This is a genomic window from Bacillus cereus group sp. BfR-BA-01523 (genome assembly GCF_022662615.1).
GTDB lineage: Bacteria > Bacillota > Bacilli > Bacillales > Bacillaceae_G > Bacillus_A > Bacillus_A mycoides.
Window position 1 is genome coordinate 81,182 of record NZ_JAKUDX010000012.1, and the last position, 17,159, is coordinate 98,340.

Below are 17,159 nucleotides of genomic sequence, written 5' to 3' on the forward strand. Positions count from 1 at the left end.
TTATTCCATGAGACTTTTATACAATTTCTTGTATGCAAGAGCAGATTTCCCCCAGCTATAATCTTCAGTCATCGCTTGCTTTACAAGCTTATCCCATACCGGTTTATCTTGATAAAACTCAATTGCACGAAGAATCGTATGTAACATGTCATGCGCATTAAAATTCGTAAAGCTAAAGCCATTCCCAATTCCAGTGTCCTCATCGTAAGAATGTACAGTATCATTTAATCCGCCTGTTTCTCTTACAATTGGAATCGTGCCATATGCTAGCGCAATAAGTTGTCCAAGTCCACACGGTTCAAACAGCGATGGCATTAAAAACAAATCGCTTCCCGCGTACACTTGGTGCGCTAACGCTTCATTAAACCCAATATATACTTTTACCTTTTCTGGATACTCGTATGCCATCCATTCAAAGAACTGCTCGTATTCAGAATCGCCTGATCCTAAAATAATACATTGTACATCTTCTTCCATTATTTCACGAAATACAGTACGTACTAGATCAAGCCCCTTTTGTTTCGTTAATCGTGTTACCATCGAAATAACTGGTGTATCTTCTTTTTCTGGTAAGCCAAAATAACGCTGCAATGCGCGTTTATTTTCATTCTTTTCATCTAGCGATTCTGCACTATACTGAGCCGTAATATATGGATCTGTTTCTGGATTATATACGCTCGTATCAATTCCATTTACAATGCCACTAAGCTTATCATTATATTTTCGTAGCAATCCATCTAACTTCTCACCGAAAAACTCATATTGAATCTCTTCTTTATATGTCGGGCTAACCGCTGTAATTTGGTCAGATGCGATAATACCGCCTTTCATAAAGTTCACGTTTCCATAAAACTCAAGCTGTTCACTATGAAAATATTCATGACCAAGCTCCAGTAAGTCGTACATCACTTCAGGAGGAAATACACCTTGGAACTGCAAGTTATGAATCGTATATACCGTTTTAATATGCTCATATAACGGGTTATCTTGATACTTTTCACGAAGTAAGAAATTAACCATAGCTGTATGCCAATCATGGCTATGAAGAACATCTACTTCGAAATCAAGATGCGGAATACACTCTAAAACTGCTTTTGAAAAATAAGAAAAACGCTCCCCATCATCATAATGGCCATATAGAGAATCTCTCTTAAAATAATATTCATTATCTATTAAGTAATACGTAATCCCGTCCTGCTCACCTTTTAAAATCCCGCAATATTGATTTCTCCATCCAAGGGGAACGTTAATTACTTTATGAAGCGTACATCCTTCTCTTAACTCTTTCGGGATAAGACTGTAGTTTGGAAGTATAATGCGAACATTCACTCCTAATTTTTTTAATTCTTTTGGAAGCGCTCCTGCTACATCAGCTAGACCTCCGGATTTAATAAACGGTACACATTCTGATACTGCAAATAAAATATTCACCTGTTGTTCCACTGCACGAAAAGCGTATACATCATAAATCGCTCTTCTTACAGCTTCCTCCCTTCAAGTTTTCATATAGAGTAAAACCTTAATTAGTGGGGGTTTTCTAAATCCCCCACTAATTATGCACCTGCTATTTACGAATAACTGTTGATTGTACTATTTTGTACACTACCTTTTTCTACAACATATGGCTCATCGGCATTTCCTTTTAACACTACGCCGTCGCCAAGTTTCACATCTTTATCGATAATAACACCGTCTATTATGCAATTATCTCCAATTTGGCTCTTTTGCATAATAATACTATTACGAACAATTGAACCTTTTCCAATTTTAACAGAACGGGAGACAACACTATTTTCTACTTCACCCTCAATAATACTGCCGTTTGCAATCATCGTATTTTTCACTACTGCACCCTTCATATAACGAGTTGGTGGCTCATCTTTTACTTTCGTAAAGATTGGTGCTTCTTTCTTAAATAATTGCTTCCAAATAGAAGGCTGCAAAATTTCTAGGCTATGTTTATAGTAACTTTCAATAGAATCAATAATAGCTACATATCCTGTATGTTCGTACGTAGTAATATGCAGTGATTTCCCGCTCTTTTCTCTCACTACATCAAATAAACTGTATTGCTCCACATCTTTATATGTCTCAAATAAGTCTAGCAATAATTGTTTCTTTAACACATATGTTTGAAGCGAAACCCCTTCATGACAAACTTCAGTAATATCTGCAGACGTATGTATATGTCGCTCTAACACCGCTTGAAAGTTTAACGCTGTTACAAGATGGCTATTCGTAATAACAACATATTCTTCTCTGCTTCTTAGAAAATAATCAATATGTCTTCTAAAATGTGCAAAAGATCCAAATTCGTCATGATCACATTGGCAGTTCGGTGGGAATAAAAACAGTCCATCACGCTTTCTATCTAAATCCCACTGTTTTCCTGAACCGACATGATCCATTAAAGAACGATTTTTATGACTTGTAAAAACCGCCACGCTATGAATATTAGAATTCACCATATTTGAAAGCATGAAATCAATGAGGCGATAACGGCCTCCAAACGGTAACGCCGCTAATGAACGATGCCCTGTTACTTTCTTTAAGGAAGGAAAACTTCCCGTTGCATTAATAATTCCTAACATTTTTTCTCCCATTCATTTCATCCCCCTTTTCTATTTTCCTTCAGCAATTAGTACTACATCATCAACATTTTTTTCTGGACGAATTATTGTCCCATCTTCAATAACCATTTCCGATCCAACAATCGCTCTTTCAATCACAACGTTTTTACCAATCTTTGCTCCTGGCATAACGACAGAATCGATTACCATACTACCTTCTTCCACCGTCACTCCTTGGAATAAAACAGAATGCTTCACGTCCCCTTCAATGACGCACCCTTCATTAATAAGTGACTCTTCTACTTTTGCCTTTTCTGCAATATATTGAGGCGGCTCGTTTGGATTTACAGAATAAATGCGCCAATTACGATCGTTCAAGTTCAACGATGTTTCATCGCGAAGTAAATCCATATTCGCTTCCCATAAGCTTTTCACCGTTCCAACATCTTTCCAATATCCTTCAAATGGATACGCCATCAACTTCTTCCCTTCATCTAACAGGAGCGGAAGTACATCTTTTCCGAAGTCATTACTAGATTCAGGGTTTCTTGCATCCATTTCTAAATATTCTTTTAAAATAGCCCAGTTAAAAATATAAATTCCCATTGATGCAAGATTACTTCTTGGAAATTGCGGTTTCTCCTCAAATTCAACAACTTCCATCTCTTCATTTGTATTCATGATGCCAAACCGACTTGCTTCATCCCACGGCACTTCAATAACAGAAATCGAAACGTCCGCTTCTTTCTCAATATGGTAATCTAGCATTTTGCTGTAATCCATTTTATAAATATGATCGCCTGATAAAATAAGGACATATTCTGGTTCATACTGACTTAAATAGTTTAAGTTTTGATAAATAGCACTTGCCGTACCTGTATACCACTTCACACCTGAAGACTCCGCATAAGGAGGTAACACAGTGACTCCACCGTTTACACGATCAAGATCCCAAGCATTTCCGATTCCAATATAATTATGAAGTTCTAACGGTTGATATTGTGTTAAAATCCCCACCGTTTCAATACCGGAGTTTGCACAGTTACTTAACGTAAAATCAATAATGCGATATTTACCACCAAATGGAACAGCTGGCTTGGCTAAATTTTTTGTTAATGCACTTAAACGACTACCTTTTCCCCCTGCTAGTAACATTGCTACGCACTTTTGTTTTTGAGCCATCTTGTTTTTTGCTCCCCTTTCTCGTCTTCACTGGTCGTAATATGGATACGCCAAATGGTGGAATTGTAATTTCTACATGTGCCGCTTGATTATGATATGGCTCTAGAATCGTCTTGAGACGTTTCTTATTAACTTGCCCCGATCCGCCATATTGCGCCGAGTCACTGTTTAAAATTTCGTTATAGTACTCGAAATCTGGTACACCTACTTTATAGTTTTCATATGTAGCTTTCGTAAAATTACATACGACAACTAACGCATCTTCCTGCTTATCCCCTTGGCGGATAAACGAGAAAATACTTTGCTCATTATTATTAGCATCAATCCACTGAAATCCTTCAGGCGAGTGATCTAACTGCCAAAGTGGTTTTGAGCGCTTATACAATGCTATGAGCTCTTTAAAGTAATCATGCATATTACGATGCATTTCAAAATCATGTAAATTCCAATCTAAATCTTCAAGGTCTTTCCACTCATCAAATTGCCCGAATTCTCCACCCATAAAGAGTAATTTCTTACCTGGATGAGTAAAGAAATATCCATATAATAAACGAAGCTGAGCAAACTTATCCCAGTAATCTCCTGGCATTTTATTTAATAACGACTTTTTCCCATGAACGACTTCATCATGAGAAAGCGGCAATATGAAGTTTTCAGAGTGAGCATATATTAAAGAGAATGTCATTTTCTCATGAATGTATTTCCGGTACTCTGGCGCACATTCCATATATTTCAGCACATCATTCATCCAACCCATATTCCATTTATAATTGAATCCAAGTCCACCCTCGTATGTTGGAGCTGTTACAAGTGGCCAAGCTGTTGAATCTTCCGCTGTCATAAGAAACTCTTCATCTTCTGCAAACACGGCTTCATTTAACTCTCGTAAGAAAGAAACAGCATGTTCATTGCTTTGCTCTTTTCCTTCTTTATTCCAGTACAGCATATTCGCAACTGCATCTACCCTGAAACCATCAATATGGAAATACTTCATCCAAAATAACGCATTTGAAATTAAGAAATTACGTACTTCTCTCTTCCCTAAATCAAAATTAACAGTTCCCCATACAAGGTTTTCTTGTACATCTCTATCTTTATATTCATAAGTCGGTGTCCCATCAAACAAATATAAACCGTGAGCATCTTTACAAAAATGCCCCGGTACCCAATCTAAAATGACACCGATTCCATATTTATGACATTCATCGACAAAATACATCAAATCATGTGGCGTGCCGAATCTACTTGTCGCTGCATAATATCCTGTTCCCTGATATCCCCAAGAACGATCATATGGATGCTCAACAAGCGGCATAATTTCAATATGTGTAAATTGATGTTCCACCACATACGGAATGAGCTCCTCGGCCATTTCTCTGTAAGAATACAGAGCGCCATCCTCTTTCTTTTTCCAAGAACCGAAATGTAATTCATAAACTGTCATCGCTTCTTTATAAATCGATTTTTTCTTTCTCTTACGAATCCAGTTTTTATCATTCCATTCATATCCCTCTATATCAAAAACTACAGATGCCGTATTTGGTCTTACTTCTGCATATACTGCATAAGGATCCGCTTTTAAAATAACGTCACCGTCCATCGTTTCAATCGCATACTTATATATATCATTCTCTTCAATATGCGGTACAAACAAGGACCAAATCCCCTCTTCTGTCACTTGTAGCATCTTATGTTGCTCATAATCCCATTCATTAAAATCCCCAACAACACTCATTGCTTTCGCATGAGGAGCCCATACTGTGAATCGTACACCTCGCATCCCATCTTCCGTCACAATATGTGCCCCAAAGATGTTATAACTGTCATAGTACTTTTCTGTATGAAACTCATCTCGTTTCAATTCTTCACAATTTATTACATCCAATATGTTCACCTCACTAAGATGACAGAAATTTTTTACTCTTTATCATTTCTGCGAAAAACTGAAATATCCTTGTTATTTTTTTAAAAATATTCGTTTTTTTCTTTAATTTCGCTTAAAATATTCAAATTTACTGTGTAAAATATCGAATTTTGACGAATATTCATTGCAAACGCTTCATTTCCTACTAGTCTTTCATCCTATTATTTATTTCTCAACCTTTATTTCATAAGATTTATCCTATTTTACTCGCTATTTATCACTTAAAATCGTAACAAAATAATCTGTCATAAAAAAATGTTTCTCAACATTTTTTGTCACAATTTTATTGAAATGGAAAATTCATAAGCATATACTTGTTCTCAATAAAGAACGTTGAGCCTTCGCAAATATAATTCATACTGAAACACTATGTTTACTCTATCGATGCTCCAGGCGAAAGTTTGATAAAAATTAAATTAGGGGGCTTTCTTATGTCATTAAAACAAAAGGTTGGAATGGGAGTTGTCACAGCTTCACTTGGCTTATCCCTTACATTCGGCGGTGTATTCGCCTATTTCAGTGATTCTGAAACATCTAGTAACTCATTTCAAGCTGGTACACTGGACCTTTCTATTAACCCAAGTGTAATTGTTAACGTGAAAGATTTAAAACCAGGTGATTTTATTGAAAGAAATTTCAAGCTTGAAAACAAAGGAACATTGGATATTGCAAAAGTAGCACTTGAAACATCCTATGAGGTTACAGATGCAAAGCAAAATAATGATGGTGAAGATTTAGGTGATCACATCATCGTCAAATTTTTAGTGAATGATGGAAAACCATCTAATCCAAACGATGATCATGAAATTTTGTGGGAAACAAAACTATCCGAATTAAAAACTATGAAACCTGAAGATGTAGCTACTTCTCTAGAACGTCATAACTTAATAGACGGTATTAAGTCTGGTGAAACAGAGTATTTACACGTTCTCTTCTCCTTTGAAGACAACGACCAAGATCAAAATAAATTCCAGGGTGATTCCTTACAGCTAAACTGGACATTCCATGCAGAGCAAACACCAGGCGTGGAGAAATAATTTTTAAAATATAAATTATCGGAGGCCTATACATGAAAAAGAAAAATCGTTTTGTTACCGGAATTGTAACGGCTGGCGTTCTATTTTCAACTGCCCTTCCGTTCAATGTACTTGCTGAAAACCCTATTAACCAAATTGACTCTTCAAACGCCCAGTCTTTACTATCAAAACTTTCTAAAGAACAGCGCCAGGCATTACAAACGTTAGATGCCAATCCTGGTTTTACTATTTCACCAGATATTAATACGAGTAGTTCTGAACCAGTAAATATCATTGTAGAATTTCAAACTGCTCCAGTAAAGATTAATGAATTAAAACAAAAAGAAAAAGGGTTACAAGCTGCTCCTGAAAATATAAAAGCACGTATTGATCAAGAACATGAGGAATTCCAAAAAGGATTAAAACGCCTTTATCAATTCAGCTCATCAGTAAAATCAGGGAGTTTCCAGTCTGTACAAATTAAACGTTCTTATAAGCATGCCATAAATGGGGTTGCGCTAACGTTACCTGCAAATACAGTGGAAGAATTGTTACGAATTGGCGTTGTAAAACGTATTTGGAAAGATTACGAAGTGAAATTAAATTTACCAAAACAAGCGGAGCAAAAAGCACCTCAAAAACTAACAGATAGCATTCCGCAAATTGGAGTAGACAAGTTACATAGCGAGGGCATTACCGGAAAAGGCATTAAAGTTGGTGTATTAGATACGGGTATTGATTACAATCACCCTGACTTAAAAGACGTGTATAAAGGCTATCGCGCAAAACCGGGTGAAGATTCTAGTAAGGTAGACCCAAACTCTGTAAAAGGTTGGGACTTTATTAATAACGATGCAGATCCGATGGAAACAACTTATACAGAGTGGCAACAATCTGGCGCTCCTGAATTTGATAATCGTGGTTCTTCCTTCTACACAGCACACGGTACTCACGTAGCAGGTATTGTTTCTGCTCAAAAGAAAAATAAATCAGATTCCGCAGTAAAAGGTGTTGCACCTGACATTGAACTTTATAACTATCGTGTACTTGGTCCGTACGGTAGCGGGGATAGTTCAGGTATTATCGCTGCAATTGATAAATCTATTTCTGACGGGATGAACGTTATTAACTTATCGTTAGGTGATGATAGCAACAATCCACTTGATCCAACATCTATCGCTGTCAATAACGCGATGCTTTCCGGTGTCGTTACAGTCGTTGCTGCCGGGAACTCTGGGCCAAATCCAGCAACACTCGGATCACCAGGTGCTTCTCCATTTGCTATTACAGTTGGGGCAAGCGATAGCTCTATTTCCTTACCGAAACTATCAGGGCATGCAGGACAGTTACAATTTTCTAATCTCATTTTATTCGGAAAAAATTTCACTGATAAAATAGAAGATTTCAAAAGACAAACTTTACCTATTGAATCTGTAGGAATCGGTACGCCTGACGAGTTTAGTAAAAAAGATGTAAAAGGAAAAATCGCTCTCGTTGCACGTGGTACACTCTCCTTTGATGAAAAAATTGCGAACGCAAAACAAGCGGGTGCAAAAGCCGTTATTATTTATAACAACGTGGATGGAGAAATTCCTTTCTATGTTGGTGAAAGCACAAAATACATTCCAGCATTCCGCTTAACGAAAGAAGACGGCGAAAAACTAAAAGCTCAAATCGAACAAGGTAGCACATCCTTAACTTTCGATGAGATTAATTACATTCAAACAGAAGGCGATCATCTTGCAGACTTTAGCTCACGCGGCCCTGTTATATCAAATGATGATATTAAACCAGATATTACAGCACCTGGTGTTGCTGTACTTTCAACAGTACCTGAATATATTAACGATCCACAAGAAGGGGAAAATTATGATGTTTCCTATGAGCGCATGCAAGGAACTTCAATGGCTTCTCCTCACATCGCTGGTGTGGCTGCACTTATTTTACAAGAACATCCAGAATACACTCCATTTGATGTGAAAGCTTCCCTCATGAATACTGCTGATGATTTAAAAGAGAAGTATTCCGTATATGAAGTTGGAGCTGGACGAGTAGATGCTTACAACTCCGTTCATACTGAAACGAGTTTTAAAGTGTTAGATACAACAAAAACAATAGTTAATGATGAAGTGATTGAAGTACCAGAAGAAACTGGATCAATTGCATTCGGGAAGTACTATCAAAAAGATGGGGAATCAATTGAACAAAAACGAAAAATTAAAATTGAGAATCGTAATAAACAGGAGAAAAAAGAATTTAAAACAGAAATTTCTTACACACCAGCCTCTTCCACTATTAACGATGCTATCGCAAGCGGTGTAAAAGTTTCTACTTCTGAAACAATAACAATTGATGCTGGTAAATCAGATGAAATTGAAGCAAAAATTAATATTCCAGCTGGTGCAAAGCAAGGCCGATATGAAGGGTATATTCATATTACAAACACGAAAAATAAAGAAGAAACGTATCAAATTCCGTTCTCTATTCGTGTATCAGAGCCTGGTATTGAAAATGCACTATTATCAAGAAAAACAATCTCAACTGATACATCTAAATTCAATCCATACCGTGAATCATATGTTCACGGGGCGTTCCAATTAAACAGCGAACTTGAAACGTTAGATCTTATCGTGAAAGACTCAAAAACAAATAAAGCGCTCGGCTTCATCGGAACATTAAACACGAGTGGACTACAAACGGATGTGTATTACTACTTAGATTCATTCTTTAACGGCAGAGTGTATCCTTTTACAAATGATCCTGCAAAACCAATTGGTGATGAGAAAATCGACTTACCAGAAGGAGATTACACAATTGAATTTGTTGGCTATGATAAAGCCGGGAAGGCACGTGTGAAAGGTGATTATGTCGTAATTGATAATACACCGCCAGAAGTGAAATTAACTGGATTACAGCCTGGTATTTATGAATTAAATGAAGAAAACTATACAGTAGAAGACGGTAAAAAAGCACTATGGATTAAGGGAAATGTGTATGATTCCAACGTTGACTACTTAAAAGGAAAAGGGTTAAACATTACGCAAGAAGCGAACGGGGTTATGTACTATGACTATTCCCCATACTTGCATAAGTTTTTACCGATTACTGAAAATGGCGACTTTAAAGTTGGTATTACACCTGACTCCTTCAGAACGGAAGGCCCAATGAACACAGGCGTATATATTTTCGATTATGCAACTGCAGGCCCCGACTATCCAAGCGGTGTAAATAACTATTGGTTCATCCCGCAAGGTGCTCAATATGCGAAAGCTAGTTATGATAAAAAAGAATTATATAAAAATGACGAGTTCACAGTAACACTAAACGCGAAGCACGTAAAACAATTTGTTGCTGGAGAATTTAACGTGAAATTCCTAGAGAAGAACTTCAAATTTGCAAATGCGAAATTGAATCCTGCTTTTGAAAAACTCCTTTCTGAAAAAGGTGTAACTGCAAAAGTAAATGAGCCGAAATTAGAAGAAGGTTCTGTTACAGTAGGCGGAGCTATTGATGATAAAAACTTCGCTGGATTAGACGGTGATTTCCCATTCATTGATGTAACTTTCAAAGTAGAAAATGATGAATTTTATGAAGCAAATGCTCAGTTAGATTTACCAGTGTTCGTTTACTGGAAACACGGTGAATCAGAGCCAAACAGAATGCGTATACTGCAAGATCAAACATTCTCAGTTATGTCTTTAAACTCACTAGTAGAAGGAAATATTAAACCTGGTGCATTCGTAAATGAACGTGGATATTTAGATGAAAAGTTTGATTATACGAAACTTGGCGTAAAAGTATATGCAACTGATTCTTACCGTCATAAATTTGAAGGCTCACTGGATAAATACGGATACTTCAAATTAAATGGACTTCCTGTTAATAAACGTGACTATAACTTATACGTAGAAGTTCCAGGGCATTTAACAAGCCGCCTAACAACGAAATTAGGTACTGAAAAAGATGGTAAGCTGCTTGGCCAGTATTATTACGCACGACCTGATGAAAACCTTGCAGGTGATGTAAATGGAGATAAAGTCATTGATATTAAAGATGCTGAAATTATCGCTAGCAACTATGGTAAAAAAGGACTATCTGTGAAAGACGGCGACCTTAATAATGACGGCATCGTCGACGAAAAAGACATTCGCTTCGTTGAAAAGAACTTCTTGAAAAAAGGACCGGATGCAGCAAAATCACAAACACCTGTAGAAAAATCAAAGAGCGGTACACTCGCAGATATTTTAAAAAAATTAGGATTAACACCGAAAAAATAACACATAAAAGCACTCTATTCGAAAATAGAGTGCTTTTTTCTATAAATGACCCTTATCCAGCAAAAGGGGTATATTGGGGATATACAAGGGAAACCGGAAAGGAATTTATATTAATTTATATTAACTCAGAGGTAGGAAGCAGTTTCCCGCCTCTGAATTATTAGCAGTTATTATAGTACTGGTGCCATTGTTTCTTTTAATACTTTTACAGAATGAGCGAACTTCACTTTTTCTTCTTCGTTTAATTCAAGTTCCACGATTTCACGTACACCTTCGCGGTTAATAACAGCTGGAACGCCTACGTAAGCATCTTTCTCACCATATTGACCTTCAAGGTATGCAGATACAGTTAATACGCTGTTCTCGTTGCTTAAGATCGCTTTAGTTACACGAAGTAGTGACATACCGATTCCGTAGTAAGTTGCGCCTTTACGTTCAATAATGTGGTAAGCTGCATCGCGTACATTTTCAAAGATTTTATCTAAATCTTCTTGGTTATACTGTTCGTTGTTCGCTAAGATTGTTTCTAGTTTTTGTACACCTACAGTAGCGTGGCTCCATACTGGAAGTTCAGTGTCACCGTGCTCACCAACGATGTAAGCATGAACGTTACGTGGATCTACATCTAAGTAGTCACCTAGCATGTAACGGAAACGAGCAGAGTCTAAAGTAGTACCAGAACCGATTACGCGCTCTTTCGGTAAACCAGATTCTTTCCAAGTTACGTAAGTTAAAATATCAACTGGGTTAGTTGCGATTAAGAAGATTCCATCGAATCCGCTATCCATAATACCACGAACGATTTGTTTAAAGATCTTTGTATTTTTCTCAACTAAGTCTAAACGAGTTTCGCCTGGCTTTTGTGGTAATCCAGCAGTGATAACTACTAAATCTGCATCTTTACAATCTGCATAGCTACCGCTCCAAACTTTTGTTGGTGCTGGAGAGAATGGTACCGCATGGCTTAAGTCCATTGCTTCTCCTTCTGCTTTTGCTTCATTAACATCTACTAGTACGAATTCTTCAGCTACACCTTGGTTGATCATTGAGTAAGCATAACTACAACCTACAGCTCCTGTTCCTACTAATACTACGCGATTGATACCTTTTTTCATGTTAATTTCCCCTTTCAATTGTTTACATCTATTTTTTATTATTGTTTAAGTAATTAATTAAAATACTAATTTAATGTTGTTTAACTTCTTTACATACATATTGTAGCACGGATCATTGTGAATTCATTCACAAATTATGACCTATTTGTGAACTTTTTCACATAGAGTGTAAAGTTGTTAGAATGCGGGTGAAATCCATCTCAATGGAGGCGTTTTCTTTAGATTGTGAATACAAATAATGTGATTTGATTATTCTTTTGAATTAAACTTACTTTCTATAATTTAAATCCCAATCTGTATCTAATCAAAATAAGATAACTACTGTGTGGCTATAACACCTCTTCAATCTTTGAATGGAATACGGTATGATATCCTGCAATGAATGATGTTCTTACTTTTTTAACATACTGCTTTCTCCCCATATAAATAAACAGCCTGCTAATGTGAAAAGGAGCAAATAGATTAATATATGCTCCTTTTCACATTAGCGCATATTAATTAAAAAATATCCGTTAAAATCATGCATTCTTTTCTAATAATAAACCATTCAATATAAGTGATAGGCTATGTAAAGCTTTAGACAACTGTTCCTCGGCATCTTCAGAATTCGCGATCCAACAAGCAAGGTCCACTAGTCCGCCATTTATGAATCTTGCTAAAGCTTCACATTCCGTCTTTTCAATAATACAATCCTTCATTAGTTGCTGAAGTATCTCCGCCATCGTCGCTAAACATTGTGACTGTGATGATTGATAATAACTAGTTCCTAATACTGCCGGTGCATCCCGAAGTACAATTCGCTGAATTTCTGGATCAAGTGCCATCGTTAAATAAGCTCGACAGCGCCCAGCAAATCCTTCCCAATTTCCTTCCGCCTCATCTGATACTTTCCGTAATTTATTATCCATTTCCATATCAATTTCTTTTACAACTGCTTCTAACAATCCTTTTTTATCGCCAAAATGATGATAAATTGCACCACGCGTTAAACCGACAGATGCAGTAAAATCATCCATAGATGTGTTTACATATCCAACTGTACCGAAAGCCTCTCTTGCTGCACTCAGCAATTTAGCGCGTGTTTCAATGATCATTTCTGCTCTTGTTTTTTTAACCATCTTTTCCTCCTACTTCTATTCATTCCCTTTATTCAAAATGAATCCCATTATAGTATCGTTCTCTATATAAAAGAATAACTCCTTTTAACGTTAGCTCTCCATCCAGAGATAAAACATTTCAATTGACATACGCACCGTATGTTAATATGATATTGGCATACGGTGCGTATGTCAATTTTTTCTAGCTTACAAGATAATATAACTTCTTACTTATACCCTAAATTGACTCACTGTCCCTTTTTATAGAAGGTATTAACGACACAGAGGAGGAGTTACAAGAATGAAGAATGTATATGTAAACGTCAAATACTTTGGTGATTATTATGTTTAATTCCTACCGTGAGATTTTCAGTGCTTCTGGTACAAAAGGATTCTCATTAGCAGGCTTTATAGCTCGGATGCCCATATCAATGATGGGGATTGGTATTGTTACAATGTTATCTCAGTTACGTGGTGACTATTGGCTTGCCGGAGCCGTTGCAGCCACCTTCACATTATCATCAGCTTTACTAGCTCCTCATATTTCTCGTATGGCTGATCAATTAGGGCAATCTCGTATACTTCTTCCGACTACAGGTATCAGTGTTTTCTTTACGATTCTCTTACTTCTATGTACGAAATATGAGGCTCCTTATTGGACGCTATTTCTATCCGCCTTATGTGCGGGTTGTATGCCAAACATGTCGGCCATGGTACGTGCACGTTGGACTAAACTATACCGTGGATCTCATAAATTGCATACAGCATTTTCCTTCGAATCGGTCGTCGATGAACTTTGCTTCATCATTGGTCCTGTATTATCCGTCAGTTTAAGTGTTATGTTCTTCCCAGAAGCAGGACCACTTTTATCATGTGTTTTTCTTACAATCGGGGTATGCCTATTCACCATGCAAAAAAGCACAGAACCACATGTACATCCCCACGACATTACAAACAAAGGAACAGTATTTAAAATTGGTACATTACGAGTGCTTGTATTCACACTCATCGCTATAGGTACTATATTTGGCACAATAGATGTAGTTAGTGTGGCTTTTGCTGAGCATCAAGGAAACACAGTAGCTGCTAGCTTTGTGCTTTCCGTCTATGCAATCGGTTCATGCCTGGCAGGTCTTATTTTCGGCACTCTTAAACTCAGTACTCCACCATATAATCAATTTTTAATAGCAGTCACACTATCAATGGTAACAATGCTGCCACTAGTTTTCGTAAACACTATTGCTTGGCTAGTAGTTATTGTTTTCTTTGCAGGCTTATCTGTTGCCCCTACTATGATTATTACTATGGGACTGGTGGAAAAAATCGTACCTGAATCAAAAATAACCGAAGGAATGACCTGGGCAATTACAGGACTTGGTATTGGAGTCTCTCTAGGATCAGCGGTAGCTGGTTTAATTATTGATACCTTTGGAGCTCGCGCAGGATTTAGTGTGGCTATTATTGCAGGAGGCCTTGCCTTAATTATTGCACTTTTAGGATACAAAACTCTCCACTCCGCATATAGTCATGCTGTTATGAAACCGGATGGGCATTCAGCAGAGAGTTAAAACATATTCAAAAAATAGGATTACCTCTTCTTATACATAAGAAGAGGTAATCCTATTTAAATTAATATAACTTTTTTGTATCGTATCTTGAACGATATCCTCTGCTTCTGCTGGTGTTACTCCAATTTTAAGCAAATATCTATAAATACTTTTTGATGTTTCTATAATGACCTTTTCATACTCCATCGCTCTCTCCTTTCTATTAGTTAGACGCTTCAAATAGAAAAAAGTATACAAAAATCTATAAAAAAAAGCAGACTATCAAAAGTCCGCTTTTATACAACAAAAAAGAGATAGCAGATTATGCTATCTCTTTTAGTATGACCCGTACGGGATTCGAACCCGTGTTACCGCCGTGAAAGGGCGGTGTCTTAACCACTTGACCAACGGGCCAAAATCTGGCAGAGAAGAAGGGATTCGAACCCTCGCACCGCGTTCGCGATCTACTCCCTTAGCAGGGGAGCCCCTTGAGCCACTTGGGTACTTCTCTATAATATGGCTCCGCAGGTAGGACTCGAACCTACGACCGATCGGTTAACAGCCGATAGCTCTACCACTGAGCTACTGCGGAATAATTATGGTGGGCCTAAATGGACTCGAACCATCGACCTCACGCTTATCAGGCGTGCGCTCTAACCAGCTGAGCTATAGGCCCATAAAAAGCGGGTGAAGAGAATCGAACTCTCGACCAGAGCTTGGAAGGCTCTTGTTTTACCACTAAACTACACCCGCATTAAATTAAAAATGGTGAGCCATGAAGGATTCGAACCTTCGACCCTCTGATTAAAAGTCAGATGCTCTACCAACTGAGCTAATGGCTCATTTTGAAAGTGGTGCCGGCTAGAGGACTTGAACCCCCAACCTACTGATTACAAGTCAGTTGCTCTACCAATTGAGCTAAGCCGGCTTGCGATTTCAAAATGGTGGCTCGGGACGGAATCGAACCGCCGACACGAGGATTTTCAGTCCTCTGCTCTACCGACTGAGCTACCGAGCCTTTATGTAAAAAAATGGCGGTCCCGACCGGGGTCGAACCGGCGATCTCCTGCGTGACAGGCAGGCATGTTAACCACTACACCACGGGACCATTTGGTTGCGGGGACAGGATTTGAACCTGCGACCTTCGGGTTATGAGCCCGACGAGCTACCGTACTGCTCCACCCCGCGATGATATAATATTTAATTTAGAAAAAATGGAGGAGGTAGAGGGATTCGAACCCCCGCGCGACTCTCGCCGCCTGTCGGTTTTCAAGACCGATCCCTTCAGCCGAACTTGGGTATACCTCCGAGATATGAACTTTGAGTGGTGGACCTTGTAGGACTCGAACCTACGACCGGACGGTTATGAGCCGTCTGCTCTAACCAGCTGAGCTAAAGGTCCTTTATGGTAGCGGCGGAGGGGATCGAACCCCCGACCTCACGGGTATGAACCGTACGCTCTAGCCAGCTGAGCTACACCGCCATAAGTTATATTCAAATAAGTGGAGCCTAGCGGGATCGAACCGCTGACCTCCTGCGTGCAAGGCAGGCGCTCTCCCAGCTGAGCTAAGGCCCCATATTTTGAAAATATCGGGAAGACAGGATTTGAACCTGCGACCCCCTGGTCCCAAACCAGGTGCTCTACCAAGCTGAGCCACTTCCCGTTAATAAAAAACGCGCCCGAGAGGAGTCGAACCCCTAACCTCTTGATCCGTAGTCAAACGCTCTATCCAATTGAGCTACGGGCGCATATGGTGCCGAGGGCGGGGGTCGAACCCGCACGGTGGTCACCCACCGCAGGATTTTAAGTCCTGTGCGTCTGCCTGTTCCGCCACCCCGGCATGTCATACTGAAAATTGGAGCGGAAGACGGGATTCGAACCCGCGACCCCAACCTTGGCAAGGTTGTATTCTACCACTGAACTACTTCCGCAAGACATGTTTGAGTTATTTTATTAAAAGTGCGGGTGAAGGGAGTCGAACCCCCACGCCAAAGGCGCTAGATCCTAAGTCTAGTGCGTCTGCCAATTCCGCCACACCCGCATGTTATAATTTAAAAAGAAAAAATGGGGCGACTGATGGGAATTGAACCCACGAGTGCCGGAGCCACAATCCGGTGCGTTAACCACTTCGCCACAACCGCCATGATTTTCTGGTGCCGACTAGAGGACTTGAACCCCCAACCTACTGATTACAAGTCAGTTGCTCTACCAATTGAGCTAAGTCGGCTAAATGGTGGAGGATGACGGGATCGAACCGCCGACCCCCTGCTTGTAAGGCAGGTGCTCTCCCAGCTGAGCTAATCCTCCGAATTGCCTGGCAACGTCCTACTCTCACAGGGACAAGGTCCCAACTACCATCGGCGCTAGAGAGCTTAACTTCCGTGTTCGGTATGGGAACGGGTGTGACCTCTCTGCCATCATTACCAGACT

General features: G+C 38.8%; 10 protein-coding genes, 22 tRNA genes and 1 rRNA gene. 3 read left to right on the forward strand and 30 right to left on the reverse strand.

What is annotated here, in order from left to right; translation table 11 throughout:
- From glgA to glgB, 4 genes are all read right to left on the reverse strand, one after another.
- On the reverse strand, positions 1-1,431 hold the full coding sequence (gene glgA / locus MR066_RS22600; protein WP_242248609.1) for a glycogen synthase GlgA: 1,431 nt from the start codon (positions 1,429-1,431) through the stop codon (positions 1-3).
- 137 nt (positions 1,432-1,568) lie between these two features.
- Positions 1,569-2,603 carry a glucose-1-phosphate adenylyltransferase subunit GlgD gene (glgD, locus tag MR066_RS22605; protein WP_002129670.1) on the reverse strand — a complete coding sequence of 345 codons (1,035 nt, stop codon included), beginning with the start codon at positions 2,601-2,603 and terminating at the stop codon, positions 1,569-1,571.
- A gap of 18 nt (positions 2,604-2,621) precedes the next feature.
- The gene (gene glgC, locus MR066_RS22610; RefSeq protein WP_002129671.1) at positions 2,622-3,752 is read right to left on the reverse strand and encodes a glucose-1-phosphate adenylyltransferase; all 1,131 of its coding nucleotides are present in this window, start codon (positions 3,750-3,752) and stop codon (positions 2,622-2,624) included.
- Entirely contained in the window at positions 3,700-5,637 is a 1,938-nt protein-coding gene (glgB, locus tag MR066_RS22615) for a 1,4-alpha-glucan branching protein GlgB (RefSeq protein ID WP_242248611.1), read from the reverse strand. Before glgB ends, glgC begins: the two co-directional genes overlap by 53 nt.
- Before the next feature lie 470 nt (positions 5,638-6,107).
- On the opposite strand from glgB, the gene MR066_RS22620 reads away from it, so the two are divergent.
- Both MR066_RS22620 and MR066_RS22625 read left to right on the forward strand, forming a co-directional pair.
- The gene (locus MR066_RS22620) at positions 6,108-6,713 is read left to right on the forward strand and encodes a CalY family protein (protein WP_242248614.1); all 606 of its coding nucleotides are present in this window, start codon (positions 6,108-6,110) and stop codon (positions 6,711-6,713) included.
- Between the two features lie 32 nt (positions 6,714-6,745).
- The gene (locus MR066_RS22625) at positions 6,746-10,969 is read left to right on the forward strand and encodes a S8 family serine peptidase (RefSeq protein ID WP_242248617.1); all 4,224 of its coding nucleotides are present in this window, start codon (positions 6,746-6,748) and stop codon (positions 10,967-10,969) included.
- Positions 10,970-11,139: 170 nt separating this feature from the next.
- Here MR066_RS22625 and MR066_RS22630 read toward each other — a convergent pair whose 3' ends face one another.
- Both MR066_RS22630 and MR066_RS22635 read right to left on the reverse strand, forming a co-directional pair.
- The gene (locus MR066_RS22630; protein ID WP_002089250.1) at positions 11,140-12,084 is read right to left on the reverse strand and encodes an L-lactate dehydrogenase; all 945 of its coding nucleotides are present in this window, start codon (positions 12,082-12,084) and stop codon (positions 11,140-11,142) included.
- 518 nt (positions 12,085-12,602) lie between these two features.
- The gene (locus MR066_RS22635; RefSeq protein ID WP_242248619.1) at positions 12,603-13,202 is read right to left on the reverse strand and encodes a TetR/AcrR family transcriptional regulator; all 600 of its coding nucleotides are present in this window, start codon (positions 13,200-13,202) and stop codon (positions 12,603-12,605) included.
- 323 nt (positions 13,203-13,525) lie between these two features.
- Between MR066_RS22635 and MR066_RS22640 the strand changes: the two genes are divergently transcribed.
- Positions 13,526-14,749 carry an MFS transporter gene (locus MR066_RS22640; RefSeq protein WP_219301102.1) on the forward strand — a complete coding sequence of 408 codons (1,224 nt, stop codon included), beginning with the start codon at positions 13,526-13,528 and terminating at the stop codon, positions 14,747-14,749.
- A gap of 30 nt (positions 14,750-14,779) precedes the next feature.
- Here the strand turns inward: MR066_RS22640 and MR066_RS22645 are convergent, their stop codons facing one another.
- From MR066_RS22645 to rrf, 24 genes are all read right to left on the reverse strand, one after another.
- A complete protein-coding gene (locus MR066_RS22645; RefSeq protein ID WP_219301101.1) occupies positions 14,780-14,935 on the reverse strand; it encodes a hypothetical protein in 156 nt (51 codons plus the stop codon).
- 135 nt (positions 14,936-15,070) lie between these two features.
- Positions 15,071-15,142 (reverse strand) — tRNA-Glu (locus MR066_RS22650).
- A gap of 6 nt (positions 15,143-15,148) precedes the next feature.
- Positions 15,149-15,239 (reverse strand) — tRNA-Ser (locus MR066_RS22655).
- Between the two features lie 6 nt (positions 15,240-15,245).
- Positions 15,246-15,320: transfer RNA gene (locus MR066_RS22660), tRNA-Asn, on the reverse strand.
- A 7-nt stretch (positions 15,321-15,327) separates the two neighbouring features.
- Positions 15,328-15,404: transfer RNA gene (locus tag MR066_RS22665), tRNA-Ile, on the reverse strand.
- Positions 15,405-15,410: 6 nt separating this feature from the next.
- Positions 15,411-15,481, reverse strand: a tRNA-Gly gene (locus MR066_RS22670).
- 13 nt (positions 15,482-15,494) lie between these two features.
- Positions 15,495-15,570 (reverse strand) — tRNA-Lys (locus MR066_RS22675).
- 10 nt (positions 15,571-15,580) lie between these two features.
- A tRNA-Thr gene (locus MR066_RS22680) sits at positions 15,581-15,656 on the reverse strand.
- Positions 15,657-15,670: 14 nt separating this feature from the next.
- Positions 15,671-15,746 (reverse strand) — tRNA-Phe (locus MR066_RS22685).
- Positions 15,747-15,760: 14 nt separating this feature from the next.
- Positions 15,761-15,836: transfer RNA gene (locus tag MR066_RS22690), tRNA-Asp, on the reverse strand.
- Positions 15,837-15,839: 3 nt separating this feature from the next.
- Positions 15,840-15,916 (reverse strand) — tRNA-Met (locus tag MR066_RS22695).
- A gap of 27 nt (positions 15,917-15,943) precedes the next feature.
- A tRNA-Ser gene (locus tag MR066_RS22700) sits at positions 15,944-16,036 on the reverse strand.
- Positions 16,037-16,053: 17 nt separating this feature from the next.
- Positions 16,054-16,130, reverse strand: a tRNA-Ile gene (locus tag MR066_RS22705).
- 4 nt (positions 16,131-16,134) lie between these two features.
- A tRNA-Met gene (locus MR066_RS22710) sits at positions 16,135-16,211 on the reverse strand.
- Positions 16,212-16,231: 20 nt separating this feature from the next.
- Positions 16,232-16,304, reverse strand: a tRNA-Ala gene (locus MR066_RS22715).
- A 14-nt stretch (positions 16,305-16,318) separates the two neighbouring features.
- Positions 16,319-16,392, reverse strand: a tRNA-Pro gene (locus MR066_RS22720).
- 11 nt (positions 16,393-16,403) lie between these two features.
- Positions 16,404-16,477 (reverse strand) — tRNA-Arg (locus MR066_RS22725).
- Between the two features lie 3 nt (positions 16,478-16,480).
- Positions 16,481-16,569: transfer RNA gene (locus MR066_RS22730), tRNA-Leu, on the reverse strand.
- Positions 16,570-16,585: 16 nt separating this feature from the next.
- Positions 16,586-16,660 (reverse strand) — tRNA-Gly (locus tag MR066_RS22735).
- Between the two features lie 29 nt (positions 16,661-16,689).
- A tRNA-Leu gene (locus MR066_RS22740) sits at positions 16,690-16,770 on the reverse strand.
- A 24-nt stretch (positions 16,771-16,794) separates the two neighbouring features.
- Positions 16,795-16,870 (reverse strand) — tRNA-His (locus MR066_RS22745).
- Between the two features lie 10 nt (positions 16,871-16,880).
- Positions 16,881-16,956 (reverse strand) — tRNA-Thr (locus MR066_RS22750).
- 4 nt (positions 16,957-16,960) lie between these two features.
- A tRNA-Val gene (locus MR066_RS22755) sits at positions 16,961-17,036 on the reverse strand.
- A 5-nt stretch (positions 17,037-17,041) separates the two neighbouring features.
- Positions 17,042-17,157: ribosomal RNA gene (rrf, locus tag MR066_RS22760) — 5S ribosomal RNA — on the reverse strand.
- Between the last annotated feature and the right edge of the window lie 2 nt (positions 17,158-17,159).